The sequence below is a fragment of the Heliomicrobium sulfidophilum genome (assembly GCF_057715735.1).
This window is the reverse complement of the sequence record NZ_JBVTZZ010000005.1, coordinates 1,533,039-1,547,269: the sequence shown is the minus strand read 5'-3', so window position 1 is coordinate 1,547,269 and position 14,231 is coordinate 1,533,039. Positions and strand designations below refer to the sequence as shown.

The following is a 14,231-nucleotide window of genomic DNA, read 5'->3' as shown; positions in this document are numbered from 1 at the left end:
GCAGCGCCACTCCTGTAAAGAGGGACGCTGCTTTTTTGGGGACCTGTGTTTCGTAGGCTCCCTTTACTTCCCCGGTTTTGCTAATCCAACCGCTGCGTTATTTCGGATCGTTTGTAAACTGGGGCGGCAGGAAAGGTTGATCCTGGTTCTTATGGTGGTTGTTCTTGTCAGCCGGCTCGGTCAAGTGGCAGACGGTGCAATTACCGTTAGCGCCAATAGGACCGGCGAAACCCTGGTAGGTCTTCGGCTGGTAGTTGATCTCGCTGTAACCGAGGGCCTCCGAAGCCGGGTAAACGGCGTGTGGCGAGCCATGGCAGGCGGCGCACATCATATCGCCGTTATCCGCTTTTTCAAAGCGATATAGGTGCGGCTTTTCGGTGATCCACTGGTTGTAGGAGGTCGCCTTCGTGCTGGCTTTGGTATGGTCCTTCGTGTGGCAGGAGAGGCAGTCTGGCTGATTGATCCAGTTCTCCCGGGGTTTGGCCTCGGTGAAGCCTTCCGGCAGGTAGGGCTTCAACCGTTCCAGTGACTTCTGGGCCGCCGGCAACTCCTTCTGCTTCATCAATACCGAGGCAGCGTGCTCCGGCAGAGTGCCGTGGCAGTTCATGCAGTCCATGCCGAAGCCGCGGTGAACGTCGCGCTGGCAGTAGACCTGGCCTTTCGCCGACGACGGATGGCAGAGGCCGCAAGTCTCGATGGAGCCGCTCTGCATGTACTGGGCGTGCTTGCCGTGGAGGGCCGCCGACATGGACAACACGTCGGGCTTGCCCGGCGCGCCCACGTTGTTGGCGGCGTGACAGTCGAGGCAGTACTGGGGCCGGCCGGCTTCCGCCTCAGCCAGCAAATTGGTACCGACGTTCTTGTCATGGTCCGCCAGGATGTCGCGGGCGGTGGCGTCAGAGAGACCGACGCCATCTTTGTTCGGCGTGCCGCCATGGCAGATGTAACAGCCCAACTCGCCGCTGACAGGAGCGGACATCTTCGTCTCGGCCAGAAGCTTGCCGCTGGCGGCATCGGTAGCGCGCACAGTAAACATGGGGTAGGCGTCGACTTTTCCATCGTCATTATAAGGAGAAACAGGAACATCCATGGCGGTCCAAGCTTTTTTCGCCTTGTCCAGGGTAAAGTCGCCCTTGTCGGCAGGCAAACCGGATTTGCCGATATTCGGCTGAAGATCTTTTTTCAGGGTGATCTTCACGTAGTCCCAGAAGTTGATCGTCTTGGAGGGTTCATTGTGGTTCTCTGGGGCCTCGTAGGTTACCTTGATGCCATCGGTCACGATGACGGGCGGGTCGCCCCGCTTGATCACCTGGGCGAAGAAGTCATTGCCCGGGGTGTGAAAGCTGAAATACTTGTCGTTATCGCTGGTGCACTTCATCCCAATGGACTGCCAGGCCATGATCACATAGTCGCCGAGCGGCTTCACCGTCGATGCGGTCGTTGTGCCGGACGGGCCGCTAGGACTGGTTGCGCTCCCCGGAGCGCTAGCATTTTTGGCGCAACCGGTGACGACGCCGGACAACAGGGCGACGCCGGAGACGACAAGAACAGCGGCTTTCATCGTCTGGGAAAACCGCTTCCTCCAGTGAGCGGGCGGTATCTGCCGCTGCCTTTGCTGCGGTTCGAGTCCAAGCTGCGGCGCATCGTCCGACTGGGACGTCACCTGTCGCCACGCTGATGACTCGGCCTGGGGTTGCTTATCTTCCGCCAATCATGCCATCCCCCTTTTCTTCGACATGGTTACTTGTGCTGTGTTGGTTCTCGTTGACCGGAAAAGCCCCTTTCGAAACCCATACCCCCCATATGTACAGAACGAATTATATTACAGGAGGAAAGAATTTTCAATTTTTTGTGAAAATGAATTGTTTCACAGCGACACGGGACACCTTCGGCCTGTCTGAGACTCGCCTAACCCCGTTCGGACGTGACTTTTATCCTTGCAATTTGACCGAGTTCGTTTATAGTAGTCGTTAGGACCTTATACATATTTGGCGAAGAAATGCCACACCTTTGTTCCATTTTGCATCATTATTTTAAATAAAGGGGATGGGCCCATGGAACCGATCAAGTCCATCAAGCTGGCGACCCAAAGCCCGTGTCCCGCCTTCGGCGCGCTGCGCATCTTGACGAGGCTGGAAGGTTTTCTCCCCATTCTGCTGGGAAACCACGGGTGCTACTACGGACTCAATTTCCTCGCCCACTTCTATGCGGCGCGCAAATCCATCTACGCCCCGTTGCTCTATTCGCTCGACTTCACCGACAAAAACCTGAATCACAAACTGCTCGACGCGATCAAAGCGATTATTAAGGAAGAAAAACCGGAGTTCATCCCGGTGATCAACCTCTGTGTGGCCACCACCGTTGGCATCGACATCGACGAGATGGCCCGGCAGATCCCCGAGATCATCCCCTTGCGCGTGACCGGTTTCGGCACCCGCAGCCACGCCGAGGCGAAAGACGTGGCCATGGAGGGCATCTTCAAAAAGCTCCGCCAGTTGGGCGATCACAAACTGCGCGAGCCGAAGGCGGTCGCCTCCATCGGCGAGGTCTTCCCGGCCGACACGATCGCCTTGGAAAACCTCCTGGAGAAGATGGGCCTCCAATTGCGCGCCCATGTCCCCTCCAAAGACATCAATGACTTCCGCAAGGCCTTGAATGTCTCGACGATGGCTTGCCTGCACCCCTTCTACACGCGGACGATGCGGCAGTTCGGCGAGGTAGGCATCCCCCACATCACCGGCGGCCCCGTCGGCGCCGAGATGACCTACAAGTGGATCAAAGCCATCGCCGAGTCGACCGGCGCTGACATGGGCCTGGCTGAACGTATCGCCCAGGAGGAGCGCGACGCCGTCCTGAAAGTCCTCGACGGCCCGCTGAACTTAAAAGGCGTCCGCATCGCCGTCGCCGGCTATGAGGGTATCGAATTCCTCGTGGCCCGCATCCTTGCCGAAGCTGGCGCCGACATCCCCTATGTGTCCACGTCGATCGGCAAGTCGCCCCTCTGTGAAGCTGATGTGGCCTACTTCCAGGCCCGCGGCACAGAAGTGAAGTTCCGCAAGTCGGCCGCCGACGACCTGGTGGCCGTGAAAAAATACAAACCCGACATCGCCCTGGCCGCCACCGACGTGGCCGGCATGGGCAAGGAACTGGGCAGCGCCTCCGTCTACTTCACGAACCTGATCGCCGCCCGGCCCCTCTTCTTGGCCCACGGCGCTGAAAACATCCTCGGCCTGATGCACCACCTCCTGAAGGCCCGCCCCTCTATCAACCGGGTGCGCTCCTTCTTCCAGGATGTCGAGATGGAGCGTTCCATCGCTATCCCCGAGGTGAAGGAGCACCTGGGCGACGCCTTCGCCTGCGGCTGGGGCGCCCCTGTCTGGGGCAACTGCGCGTCAGCGGAAGCGGCGGTGGCGAGCGACTGCGGCGACGCCGTGGACGGCGCTATATGCCTTGGCGGCGTCACCGACGCCGGTGCGAGCAGCATGAACTGCACCCCGGGATGCGCCATCGCCGGCTGCCCTGCGACGGGCGGCCAAAGCGACATAAGGGAGGCAAAGTAACCGATGCAGATGATGCGCGACGTAGACTTGACGAACGGCTACTGGGGCGCCCTCTATGTGTTGGCGCCGATGCGTGGCAATTTCTGTGTGATCGTTGACGGCCCCATCGGCTGCCACTATGTGCCCATCGACTCGGCCCTCAACTACACTGACGCCATCCCCTACCTGCAAAACGTCTATGCCACCCACATCCTCGAAGGCGACGTGGCCCTTGACGGCACCTTGCATAAACTCCGGAAACTCTGCGGCGAACTGATCGACCGCTATGAAAATATCTTCATCCTCTCCTGCGCTGAGAGCGAGATCATCTCCAGCGAAGGCTCCATGCTGGAGGCCGAGATCGACGGCCGCCGCATCTGGTACATTCACACGCGCTCGCTGGACATCGATGACCTGACGGCCCGCGATGACATCATGCTCTACCTCTACGAGCATGTGGCCCCCAAACTGCCCCGCCTGCCGAAAAAAGCGTCGGCGAAGCCCCTCGTCAACATCCTCGGACCCACCTACGGCAACTTCAACCACTACGCCGACTTCGCCGAGGTCAAGCGCCTCATCGAAGGCATCGGCGCCGAGGTGAACGTGGCCTTCCCCTTCGACTGCGAACTGGGCGACATGACCCGCCTCGACGACGCCGACGCCAATGTCCTCCTCTACCAGGAGTACGGCCAGAAGCTCGGCAACGCCCTGGGCAAGCCCCTCTTCTTCGGCCCCATTGGCCTCCAGGCGACGACAGAGTTTCTGCTCGGCCTCGCCGACGCCCTCGGTCTGCGCGCCGAGGCGGAAGCCTTCATCGCCAAGGAAAAGCGCACGACCTTGCAAGGCTTCTGGGACGTATGGCGCTCGCCCCACCAGGACATCTTCCGGACGAACACCTTCGGCGTCTACGCCCATAAGACTTACGCCGAGGGCCTCATTAACTTTTTGCGTGACGAACTGGGCTTCGAGGCCTACGCCTGCGGCGTCAAGACAGACCGCTGGCGCTCGAAAAACGCCATGGACATCGAAGCGGCCCTCTTGGAGAACCCGCCTACGTTGTTCTTCGGCAGCATCAACGAGAAGATCTACATCACCGAACATATCCTGCCGACGCGCTTCATCGCGGCGGCGACGCCCATGCCGATCGTCTGCCGCTCCACCGGCACCCCTTTTATGGGCTACAATGGCGTCGTCTACCTGACCCAGATCGTCAGCAACGAGCTCTTCGACATCCTCTACAGCCACATCCACATCGAGTACGCGCCGGAAAAAGACAAGCGCCGCCGCGAACGGGACGCCGCCCGCAAGGAGTGGGAAGAGCAACTGAAAGGTTCCATCGTCATCCGCGAGGTCCGCTGGCCCGAAGAGACGGTGGCCCATATGGAAAAGGTCCTCAAAAAGGTGCCCTTCTTCGTCCGCGTCAGCGCCTCGAAGATGCTGCGGGTGGAGAGCGAGAAACTGGCTAAGGAGCAGTTCCGCGACTACGTGACCACCGATGACGTGGATCAGGTCTATAACCGGTTCAAACGATAGGAGGAACGCCCTTGTTCGGATTCGGCTTTCTCTCCGTCCCCACCTGGTTCGTCCACGTCGCCAGCCTCGTCGAATGGGTGATCGCCGTCGTCCTTGTCTATCAACTGGGGTGTCGACTGAACCAGGTCTGGCTGCAACGACTGCCCTGGGCGATGATCCCCTACTTACTGAGCGGCGTCTGCGCCCTCTGGTACCACCTGACCTATGACACGGCACAGTGGCTGAGCGACGCCCAGAGCTACCTGACCTTCCTCGGCAGCACCGCCTTCGGCGTCTGGGCCTTCTTCTTCCTACGATCACTGCAGACCTTTCGCATCTCGTCGCTGTCGGCGCGGGCAGCGCATACAGTTCGATCCGCCGGAACGGTTGGGCCGGTTGGGTCGTTCGAGTTGGGCGGATCGGCTGGACCAAAGGACGCGACAACCCGGGAAGGCGGGGTGAGCGACCATGTCTAGCACCGCTGAAATGCTGATGACCCTCTCCATCTTCCCCTACCTCTACTTCCTCTACGTCTTACACCGGGTGCGCAAGGAGCGCCCCGAACTGGTCCACCCCCTCACCTATAACGGCTTCGTGTCCATGCTCGGTTTCGTCTTTTTCACCGCCTGCACGGGCCTCTACGCCGTCAAAGTCCTCGGCGCCCCCACCTTGGGCCATGTGGACTACCTGCACGGCATCTCCGAAGCGGGACTGACCATCACCAACGGCTTTATCCTCTCCGGCTTGCGCCGTCACCTGAAACAGCTTGACGCCAAGGCTGCCGGCGGAGGAAAATAAAAAGGGCCGCCCCTGGCCGGGCGGCTTTTCCCGCTTGTGCGGGGATGGTTCGGTTGGTTGCAGAATAGAGCCATTCGAACCGATAAGCATGATGCGGTACACCATGATGAGAGCTTCATCGATGGGGCGGCATCATCAGCAACAGCAACGGATAAAAGCGGAGCGAATCCGTACAGTACGTTCGCACAGAACATATAGGAGCTGGTGAAATGTCGGAAAAGAATTTCTACGCGGTCTACGGAAAAGGCGGCAGCGGCAAGAGCTTCGTCATTTCCAACCTGTCCAACGCGACGGCCCGTCTGGGCAAACGGGTCCTCCAGATCGGCTGCGACCCCAAGCACGACTCGACGGTCATCCTCTTCAACGGTGTCAACCCGCCGACCCTGCTGGAATACTGGGCCGAACTGAACGAGCACTCCGATGAGGTGGAACCGACGCCCCGTGTGGAAGACATCATCTTCAAGGGCAAAGGCGTCTACGCCCTGGAGATCGGCGGCCCAGAAGTGGCCATCGGCTGCGGCGGCCGCGGCATCTCCCTCGGCTTTGAAGTCCTGGAGAAGATGGGCCTCTACAAATGGGACTTTGACTATGTCTTCCTGGACTTCCTGGGCGACGTCGTCTGCGGCGGCTTCGGCGTCCCGATCAGCAAGTCCATCGCCAAGTCGATCATCCTCGTCGCCGGCAACGACCACCAGTCCCTCTATGTGGCGAACAACATCTGCTCGGCTGTAGCTTCCTTCGCCAAACTGGGCGGCAAGTCCCGCATCCTGGGCATGATCATCAACAAAGATGACGGCAGCGGCTACGCCGAACAGTTCTGCGACACCGTCGGCATCAAGGTGCTGGCCAAGATCCCGAACAACCCGGAAGTGGCGAAGCTGAACGTGGCCTTTGAGCTGGTCAGCGACATCCCGCCCTACGACAAGCTCTTCCAAGACCTCGTGATGCGGTTGCCGGAAGAAACGGGCGTGCTGCCGAAGCCGATGGATTTTGAAGCCTTCTCGAAAATCTACCGGGATATCCCGCAGGTGCAGTTGGAGCGGGTGACGGTAGAGGAAATGTTCAAGCGGTAGTACGGGCATAATCCGCATTCGCCCCCGTTTGTTGTTTACAAAACGGGGGCGAATCTTCATTACGCTTAGTATCCACGATCATAAGCAGATTATGGCGCAGATCTTGCAAAACGCCGATAAAATCATTTCGCATCGCCCGTGTATTGCTTCCCCACGCCCCTGTTCCCGTGCTGTTGTTTAAGCTCGATACACCTACTCATCGAATAATAGAGCATCACAAGTGCCGAACTGAGTAAAGCTCCGCCAAGAATATCCGTTACCCAATGCACACCTGATAACAAGCGTCCGATTATGACAAGCCCTGCGAAAATTGCAAGTATCGTATTTATTGTAATACTTAATGTTTTTCGTTTGATCAAGCGGTGAAATTGCATTATCGCTGTCGGCATAACACACATCATCATCATGGTGGTGGAGGATGGATACGATGCTTCCAAATTGTTTTGTATAAGAACAGGTCTGTAATTTATAACATTAAGCTCAAAAAAGATATAAGCAGCAATTACAAGTAAATAGAATCCTCCAAGTACATACTGCGGATTATACCGTTTGTGATGATAAAACCATCCGTCTATTTGACTGCATCGAGCGCAGGGGCGAAATCACTCGACGATTGGTACAAAAGGACATTTTAGTAACAAAGGTAAATGTAACGGTTGAAAAACTGGAGGACTATTTTTCAACACTGATCGGCGGTGGTAGCATTGGTTAATCTGATCTTCTGTGAGCTTTTGAAATTAAAACGCTCCAAAATGATATTCATCAGTCTTTTAGGTATTTTAGCAGCACCGGCTTTAATGTTGGTGGAAGCTGTACAAAAGCATTTTGAGCATCCGGAACAAACAATAACATTGGCTCGGTTTTTTGATAACAGTTTGACCTATACGATGCTGCTCATGAACTTTATGGTGTTTGTGATTATCACGGCTTATCTGTTCAGTCGGGAATATACGGAAAGGACATTGAAAACGATTCTGCCTGTACCGATTTCGAAAGTGAACTTTGTGACGTCAAAATATTGCGTACTCTTTCTCTGGATGATGGTACTGACGGTTGCCACATGGCTGGTTGCTCTCCTTTTGGCGGCGCTTTATCATGGTGTATTCCGCATGGGGGGCTTTACTTTTACAGTGGCCGCAGGAGGACTTGGCAAGCTGCTCATGAGCGGGATATTTCTCTTTTTGACAATATCGCCCTTTGCCTTTTTTGCCGAAAAAACAAAAGGATTATTTGCACCCATGGTTGTCGCTGCTGGGGTAGTGATGGTAAACGTCGCCCTTGCCAATCAGGATGTCGGCGCTTTGTTCCCCTGGACGGCAAGCTATTTTCTGGTGAAAGGAAAACTTGTCACCACAGGCTACCCGATATGGTTGTCTATTGCCATCATCGCACTGGTGTCGCTCATTGGATTTACAGCTACTTTTGTTTATTTTCAAAAGGAGGAAATAAAATAATGGGATCCGATTTCATTGAAGATCCTGACTTTGTGCAAATGAAAAAAAGAAATTCAGTCCATTTTATTGTTGCAGGAGTTTTATTTCTTGTATTTACAATATATACCATGATGCTAATGTATGTGGATGTTAGACCAGTAGGCCCCGAAGGTTCTTTTGTTGGGCTTGCTACTGTAAACAAATGGATGCATGAAACACTTGGGGTTAATATGGTTCTGTACAATATTACCGACTGGCTTGGTGTTGTAGCAATTTTAGTCGCTTTCGGCTTTGCCGTTTTGGGGATTGTTCAGCTCATCGAAAGAAGAAGCCTGAAACAAGTGGATAACAGTATTCTTGTACTTGCTGTTAATCAAAGATTAACTATTCCATTTATATCGTAATAATCAGCATCAATCTGCTAAGAAATGATTCTTATTATTATCAAGTCTTGTCTGACTTTTTTACGGTGCACGGAGGATATGAAAAGACCCGGATCTTCACTGGCGAAGTCCGGGTATGGCAGGGATTTATTGAACCATGCGATATGCTTCATGCGTGGCACTGATGTCACTGTTTATCACTATGTAGGCGGATGTCGCCCCCTAATTGCTTGGCGATGGCTCTCGCGATGGCTAGCCCCAGACCCAGGCCATATCAACCCGAACCGCTAGCTCGCCTATTCGCCATCTTTTTTCACCCACTTCTCCAGGATCTGTAGAAGCTTTTCTCGGGAAAAGGGCTTGCCAAGAAAATCGTCCATGCCAGCCTGGAGGCACTTTTTCTGAACCCCGGTGATGACGTGGGCGGTCAGGGCGATGATGGGTGTCCGGTGCCCACTGTTTCCTTCCTGTTGACGAATGTGGGTTGTCGCTTCATAGCCGTCCATCACCGGCATTTCACAGTCCATAAAGATCAGGGAATACTTTTTCTTTAAGCAGGCTTCTACTGCGGCTTGTCCATTTTCCGCAAGATCCACCTCGAAGCCCAGTTTTTTCAGATGCAGGGTAGCAACCTTCTGATTGGTGGCATTGTCTTCGGCAACCAGTACGGAACCGTGAAACCGCACTGTTGTCCGGGCTGATTTTATCTCTCTCGGCTCGTGCAGGTGCGCTTGACCCGCGTTCGTAGAAATCATCGGGATGGAAAAGGAAAAGGTCGATCCTTGGCCCACGGTGCTGGCAACGGTGATCGTTCCACCCATAAGTTCTACCAGCCGGCGGGAGATGACAAGTCCCAAGCCGGTTCCGCCAAATCTTCTTGTTGTTGAGCGGTCTGCCTGGTGAAAGGATTGGAAGAGGGCCTGCTTGTCCCGTTCAGACAAGCCGATGCCTGTATCGGTGATGTGAAATGTGATCCACTGGGTTTCCACGGTCACCGTCAGGGTTACGCTCCCCCGCTCGGTGAACTTGATGGCATTGCTGAGCAGATTCAAGATGACCTGATTCAACCGCAAAGGGTCGCCCCACAAGTACTCCGGGATGTCGGGCGCAAAGTGATAGGATAGCTGAAGCCCTTTTTCATGGGCTGGCATCTCCATGATGGCAAGCAGCTTCAACAACAGGGATGGAAGCTGGAAGGTGATGTTTTCGACGGTTAACTTGCCTGCTTCGATCTTGGAGAAATCCAGGATGTCATTGATGACCTTCAGCAGTGTCTCAGAAGAACTTCGGGCGATCAATACGTGTTGACGTTGCTCCACCGTCAGCGCTGTCTCTGTCAGCAGTTCGAGCATGCCAACGATGCCGTTGATGGGGGTGCGAATCTCATGGCTCATCATCGCCAAAAACTCACTCTTAAACTGATTCGACGCCTCGGCCTGTTCCTTGGCCTGGTACAGCGATGCTTGCGTCGCCAGCAACTGCTGGTACGTTCGCGCGTTGGCGATGGCCAATCCGCAGACGCCGCTGATGGTTTTGGCCAGGTCGATGTACTTCGGCAGGTGCTGGGGAAAGAGAACTTCCTCAATAATAAAGAGGCCCAGCGTCTCTTGCTGGTATTGGACTTTCATCCAGAAACCCTGGCCTGATTCGGTCAGTTTGAAGAGCCATGGCGCCTCCCCTTCTATCAGCGCCGCAGGTATGTTTTCAACAGGCAGATAGTCCATCCTGTTCGGGGCAACGAGGATGCGAAAGAGCTCTTTGATCTTCTGGATGACATCACTTTCACGCATCATGGCGGTAAGGCCCTTGATCATGTCAACGGTCACGGCATAGTCGGCTAGGCGCTGATTGATCTGTCTAAAGAGCATCGTGAAATGGCGGCTTTGCTGCTCCAATTGGTGTTCACGGAGGCGCTTCGAGATTAGAAGCGAGAAATAATCGAGCCCGACGGGCAACACTTCATAGGGCAGGCCGAGATAAGCCGCCATTTCTTTCACCCGGCCCTGACTTGCGCCATCGATCCCAGTATCCAATAAAACCAAGCCGGTGGTGACTTCTTGAAAAAAGAGACGGGCCGTCTGCTGATCAAAGCCCCACTGTTCCAGGTATTCCTGCCAACGAGCCAGCCAGCCTGGCGTCAGTAGGTACTTGCCCTGCGCCAGATAGGCTTGTAGGAGTGATTCATTCAAAAAGTAGTGGAAGCAAAGGGTTCCTTGTGTCTTCTGCTGGATTTCCGGAGACAGGCTGTCTGCTATGGGCAGTAGGTCCGCCTTCCGCTGCGGGGAACAAACACCGCCAATTCGCATGGTCGGTTCTTCCTCGTTGCCTACAGAGAAGGGGTCCAGCACATCATCCCCCTGATGAACATGGTGAACACAGTTGGCACGAACGGTTTGCACCTGTACATCAGAAAAAGCGCCAGCAGCGAGAACAGCCTGTACCTCTGCTTTCAGATTTTCACATACGTGAAGAAATAAGCGAACCTTCTCTTGTCCATTCAAGCGGATAGCGCCCCCACTTTTCTGCTGCATCAACAATGGCTCCCAATGTATCTTCTGTAACTTGAAAGGGAATTTCGCCATGGCTGTCAGCGAGTATGAATCCTCCGCCCGCTCCTGCTTTTTCAATAGTGCTTTTGACGCGCTCTTCCGCCTCTCGGGCCGTCCAACGCGTCATCTCCAAGCCGTTTAAGTTTCCCAATAGCGCCACTTTGCCTTCACTGTTTGCCTTTACAACAGCCAGGTCATCGATACTGCCCACACCGATGGCATATGCGCCGAGTCCGCACAAGTCATCGATTGCCGCCAGGCACCGGCCGGAAGCCAAGTGGATGGCTACCGGGCCATTGATGCTTGCGATCACCTTCCGGGCAATGGGATAACTGAAGCGCCGATAGATGTCCCGGGGGATCATCGTCGGCGAGGCCAGGGGATCATTATAACCAATCGCTGTTGCCCCAGCGGCCAACTGGGCATTGGCCCATTCGATGCAAAAAGCGGTATTGACGTCAAGCAATCGTTCCAGAAGGGGTGACGGTTCATAGAGCATCTCTACATATCGCTCAAAGCCGACCTGAATGATCGGAGCTGAAAAGGGCGACATAACAACGCCGATAATCGGCACTTGCCCACAGGTTTGTTCGTGCATGAGCTCAATGGCGCGCAATACCCGTTGCAGACAAGGCTGTTCGCGCACCGAAGCCGGTTCCAGGTGGGCGATCTGGCGAACCGATCGGATAAAGGGTTCCCCGGCATTGGGCGGTCCGTCATCAAAAAAGAGGACTTCGCCGCCATAGGCTTCAATCTCTACAGCAGCGTAGAACAGGCTGTACATACAGTCATTGCGGTATTTCTTTTGCAGACGCAGTTGTCCTTCTGCCACGTACTCCGGACGGGAGAAATACTCCTTGAGGGTTAAGCCACATTCTTTGGCCCCATGCATGGTGAGCAACAAAAACCGGGGCACCCGATCAGGTTCTCGATGCCGCAGTGTCATCATCACCCGTTCCATAGAGGTCATCGACATGACGTCCGCGCCCCCTCTCGCCATCGGTCGATGGCTTTTCGCACCACTGTGAGCGCCTCTCCCGCATTGGCGCCCATAGCATCGGCCCCAACATGCCGCCATAGCTCCCGGTCCAAGGTGAAGGGCGCGCCACCGACGATAATCGTTGCGGGAGAACCGCTTTGCCGGTTGGCTTCCACCAGTTCTCTGACCTTGAGGGCAGAGTTCAACATCAGTGTAGAGACAAGCAAGATATCGATGCGATGCTTCTGTACTTCCTGGAGGATGTCACAGGTAGACAAGCCATTCCCCAAGTCGAACAGCGAATATCCGCTGGATCGCAAAAAGGCGGATACAATGCGTTTCCCCATCGAGTGATGATCGAGATAGGTGACGATGGCCATCGTCGGTGCATCCTTCACCGTTGCCACGGCTTCCGCTGGCAGACGCGCTTCCAAGAGGTTTTCGCAGATTCGCGATGCCATGTACACCTGGGCCAGGGATAGCGCGCCGGCTTCCCAGCTACTGCCGATCTCTTGTAGAGTGGGAACAAGCACTTGTTCAAAAAAAATCCAACCAGGACAACTGATGCAGGTGCGCTTCAAAGACCCTTTCTGTCATGGTCAGGTCAGCCAGCAACAACGCTTCCAGGAGTTGTCGCTGTGATTCACTCTTCTCCAAAAGCAACCCCTCTTTTTTACGCTTTACTCACCAGTCAATGACAAGCATCTCTGCACATCATCCCATGTACCGTCAACCCGAATAATTCCGCCACTGACCGATGTTTCCAGTTTCATTATCGCTCTGACGAACAAGGTGGACGACAGCACTACGACAAAGTCATGCAGGGCAAAGGCGACATCATTCACTGTGTGCCGAGCGATTTCCACGCAGACGGATGTCGGAATGGCAAAAAGGAAGCGTTATCGGAGCGAAAGAGTCTTCACTTGTAGGACTGCCAATCCCATATGAATTATGGCAGCTACTTCGAAAACAAGGTATCCAAAAAGATGCACAAACGTTTTAATAGGGATCATTTCATTTCTTATAATAATTATATAATAGTTGGACAAATAAATTAAGTTGTTTTCCTCGCCGTATCACACCGATGTCCCTCCGATTATCGTTATTTGCGTCGTCCCCGGGAAGACATTACGCGCCGAATGGGACAAAAAGCGCTTTTTAGGCAAATTGGCGTCCGTTTGCTGCTTTTTAGACATGTTATCGCTGACGCCATTTCCATCAGTTGGTGCGAACTAGGTGAAATACGCAACGTCGAGAACAGCTTTCTTTACGACTCCAGATTCACGGATCACTTGATCAGCGGCGACAATTCCCGGAACAAGGGGGTTGCCGCCTGTTGCAGGAGATCAAAGAAGATCGTCTCCACGTTCGTGATCGTGGCGCCCATTTCCCGCATCAGGTCAATTCCATTGACATAGTTGGCGGGGGAGCGGGAGCAGACCGCATCGGCGGCGACAAAGACGAGATGATCCGCTTGCAATAGATCCCGGACGGATTGGAAGACACAGACGTGGGTCTCCATTCCGGCGACGATGACTTTCCGCCTCCCCAGACCGGCCAGGCATTGGCGCACTTCTTCCGTCAGGGCGGAAAAGGTGACTTTCTCGAAGCGATGGGCATGACGGAGCTTATCGGCCAGGGAAGGCACGGTTTTTCCCAGGCCTTTTGGGTACATCTCGACGCCGATGATCGGGATTCCCAGGCGCTGCGCGACGGCGATCAGGATTCCCGTTTTGCCGATCACCCGCTCCCCCTCGGTCATCGCCGGAACAAGACGCTCCTGAATGTCGACCACCATCAGCACCACCTCTGCGGCATGGAGGCGGTATTTATCCATTCCGTGGCTCACTTTCTCCGCTCCTTTCCAATGGATACCAATAAAATCGATATTTTGCGCCTTGATCTTTATCCTAATTTTGCCGGCCAATGTCGGACAAGTCTCACGGTCGTTCTAACGGGTTGCCA

Annotated in this window: 13 protein-coding genes; 7 read left to right on the top strand and 6 right to left on the bottom strand. The window is 54.8% G+C overall.

Annotated features, from left to right (window positions below; translation table 11 throughout):
* Positions 1 to 97 precede the first annotated feature (97 nt).
* Positions 98 to 1,711, bottom strand: coding sequence for a hypothetical protein (locus AC0CW1_RS13030; RefSeq protein ID WP_488183458.1), 1,614 nt, complete (start codon positions 1,709 to 1,711; stop codon positions 98 to 100).
* Positions 1,712 to 2,054: 343 nt separating this feature from the next.
* Here AC0CW1_RS13030 and AC0CW1_RS13025 point away from each other — a divergent pair, with 343 nt between their 5' ends.
* From AC0CW1_RS13025 to AC0CW1_RS13005, 5 genes are all read left to right on the top strand, one after another.
* Positions 2,055 to 3,560, top strand: coding sequence for a nitrogenase component 1 (locus tag AC0CW1_RS13025; protein ID WP_488183457.1), 1,506 nt, complete (start codon positions 2,055 to 2,057; stop codon positions 3,558 to 3,560).
* 3 nt (positions 3,561 to 3,563) lie between these two features.
* Complete coding sequence (locus AC0CW1_RS13020; protein ID WP_488183456.1) at positions 3,564 to 5,072, top strand: nitrogenase component 1; 1,509 nt, start codon at positions 3,564 to 3,566, stop codon at positions 5,070 to 5,072.
* A gap of 11 nt (positions 5,073 to 5,083) precedes the next feature.
* Entirely contained in the window at positions 5,084 to 5,527 is a 444-nt protein-coding gene (locus AC0CW1_RS13015) for a DUF2499 domain-containing protein (protein WP_488183455.1), read from the top strand.
* Positions 5,520 to 5,849 carry a DUF3593 domain-containing protein gene (locus AC0CW1_RS13010; RefSeq protein ID WP_488183454.1) on the top strand — a complete coding sequence of 110 codons (330 nt, stop codon included), beginning with the start codon at positions 5,520 to 5,522 and terminating at the stop codon, positions 5,847 to 5,849. Before AC0CW1_RS13015 ends, AC0CW1_RS13010 begins: the two co-directional genes overlap by 8 nt.
* 209 nt (positions 5,850 to 6,058) lie before the next feature.
* Entirely contained in the window at positions 6,059 to 6,922 is an 864-nt protein-coding gene (locus AC0CW1_RS13005) for a chlorophyllide a reductase iron protein subunit X (RefSeq protein ID WP_488183453.1), read from the top strand.
* Positions 6,923 to 7,044: 122 nt separating this feature from the next.
* Here AC0CW1_RS13005 and AC0CW1_RS13000 read toward each other — a convergent pair whose 3' ends face one another.
* The gene (locus AC0CW1_RS13000) at positions 7,045 to 7,413 is read right to left on the bottom strand and encodes a phosphatase PAP2 family protein (RefSeq protein WP_488184154.1); all 369 of its coding nucleotides are present in this window, start codon (positions 7,411 to 7,413) and stop codon (positions 7,045 to 7,047) included.
* A gap of 213 nt (positions 7,414 to 7,626) precedes the next feature.
* Between AC0CW1_RS13000 and AC0CW1_RS12995 the strand changes: the two genes are divergently transcribed.
* Both AC0CW1_RS12995 and AC0CW1_RS12990 read left to right on the top strand, forming a co-directional pair.
* Positions 7,627 to 8,376 (top strand): ABC transporter permease, encoded by a 750-nt coding sequence (locus AC0CW1_RS12995; protein ID WP_488183452.1) that lies wholly within the window; start codon positions 7,627 to 7,629, stop codon positions 8,374 to 8,376.
* A complete protein-coding gene (locus tag AC0CW1_RS12990) occupies positions 8,376 to 8,759 on the top strand; it encodes a hypothetical protein (RefSeq protein WP_488183451.1) in 384 nt (127 codons plus the stop codon). Before AC0CW1_RS12995 ends, AC0CW1_RS12990 begins: the two co-directional genes overlap by 1 nt.
* Before the next feature lie 275 nt (positions 8,760 to 9,034).
* On the opposite strand, the gene AC0CW1_RS12985 is transcribed toward AC0CW1_RS12990, so the two are convergent.
* From AC0CW1_RS12985 to AC0CW1_RS12970, 4 genes are all read right to left on the bottom strand, one after another.
* On the bottom strand, positions 9,035 to 11,269 hold the full coding sequence (locus AC0CW1_RS12985; RefSeq protein WP_488183450.1) for a hybrid sensor histidine kinase/response regulator: 2,235 nt from the start codon (positions 11,267 to 11,269) through the stop codon (positions 9,035 to 9,037).
* Positions 11,196 to 12,263, bottom strand: a complete 1,068-nt coding sequence (locus AC0CW1_RS12980) for a uroporphyrinogen decarboxylase family protein (protein ID WP_488183449.1) — start codon at positions 12,261 to 12,263, stop codon at positions 11,196 to 11,198. The genes AC0CW1_RS12985 and AC0CW1_RS12980 overlap by 74 nt, the downstream gene beginning before the upstream one ends.
* Entirely contained in the window at positions 12,254 to 12,799 is a 546-nt protein-coding gene (locus tag AC0CW1_RS12975; RefSeq protein WP_488183448.1) for a cobalamin B12-binding domain-containing protein, read from the bottom strand. Before AC0CW1_RS12975 ends, AC0CW1_RS12980 begins: the two co-directional genes overlap by 10 nt.
* 755 nt (positions 12,800 to 13,554) lie before the next feature.
* Positions 13,555 to 14,103, bottom strand: coding sequence for an isochorismatase family protein (locus tag AC0CW1_RS12970; RefSeq protein ID WP_488184153.1), 549 nt, complete (start codon positions 14,101 to 14,103; stop codon positions 13,555 to 13,557).
* Positions 14,104 to 14,231: the final 128 nt, after the last annotated feature.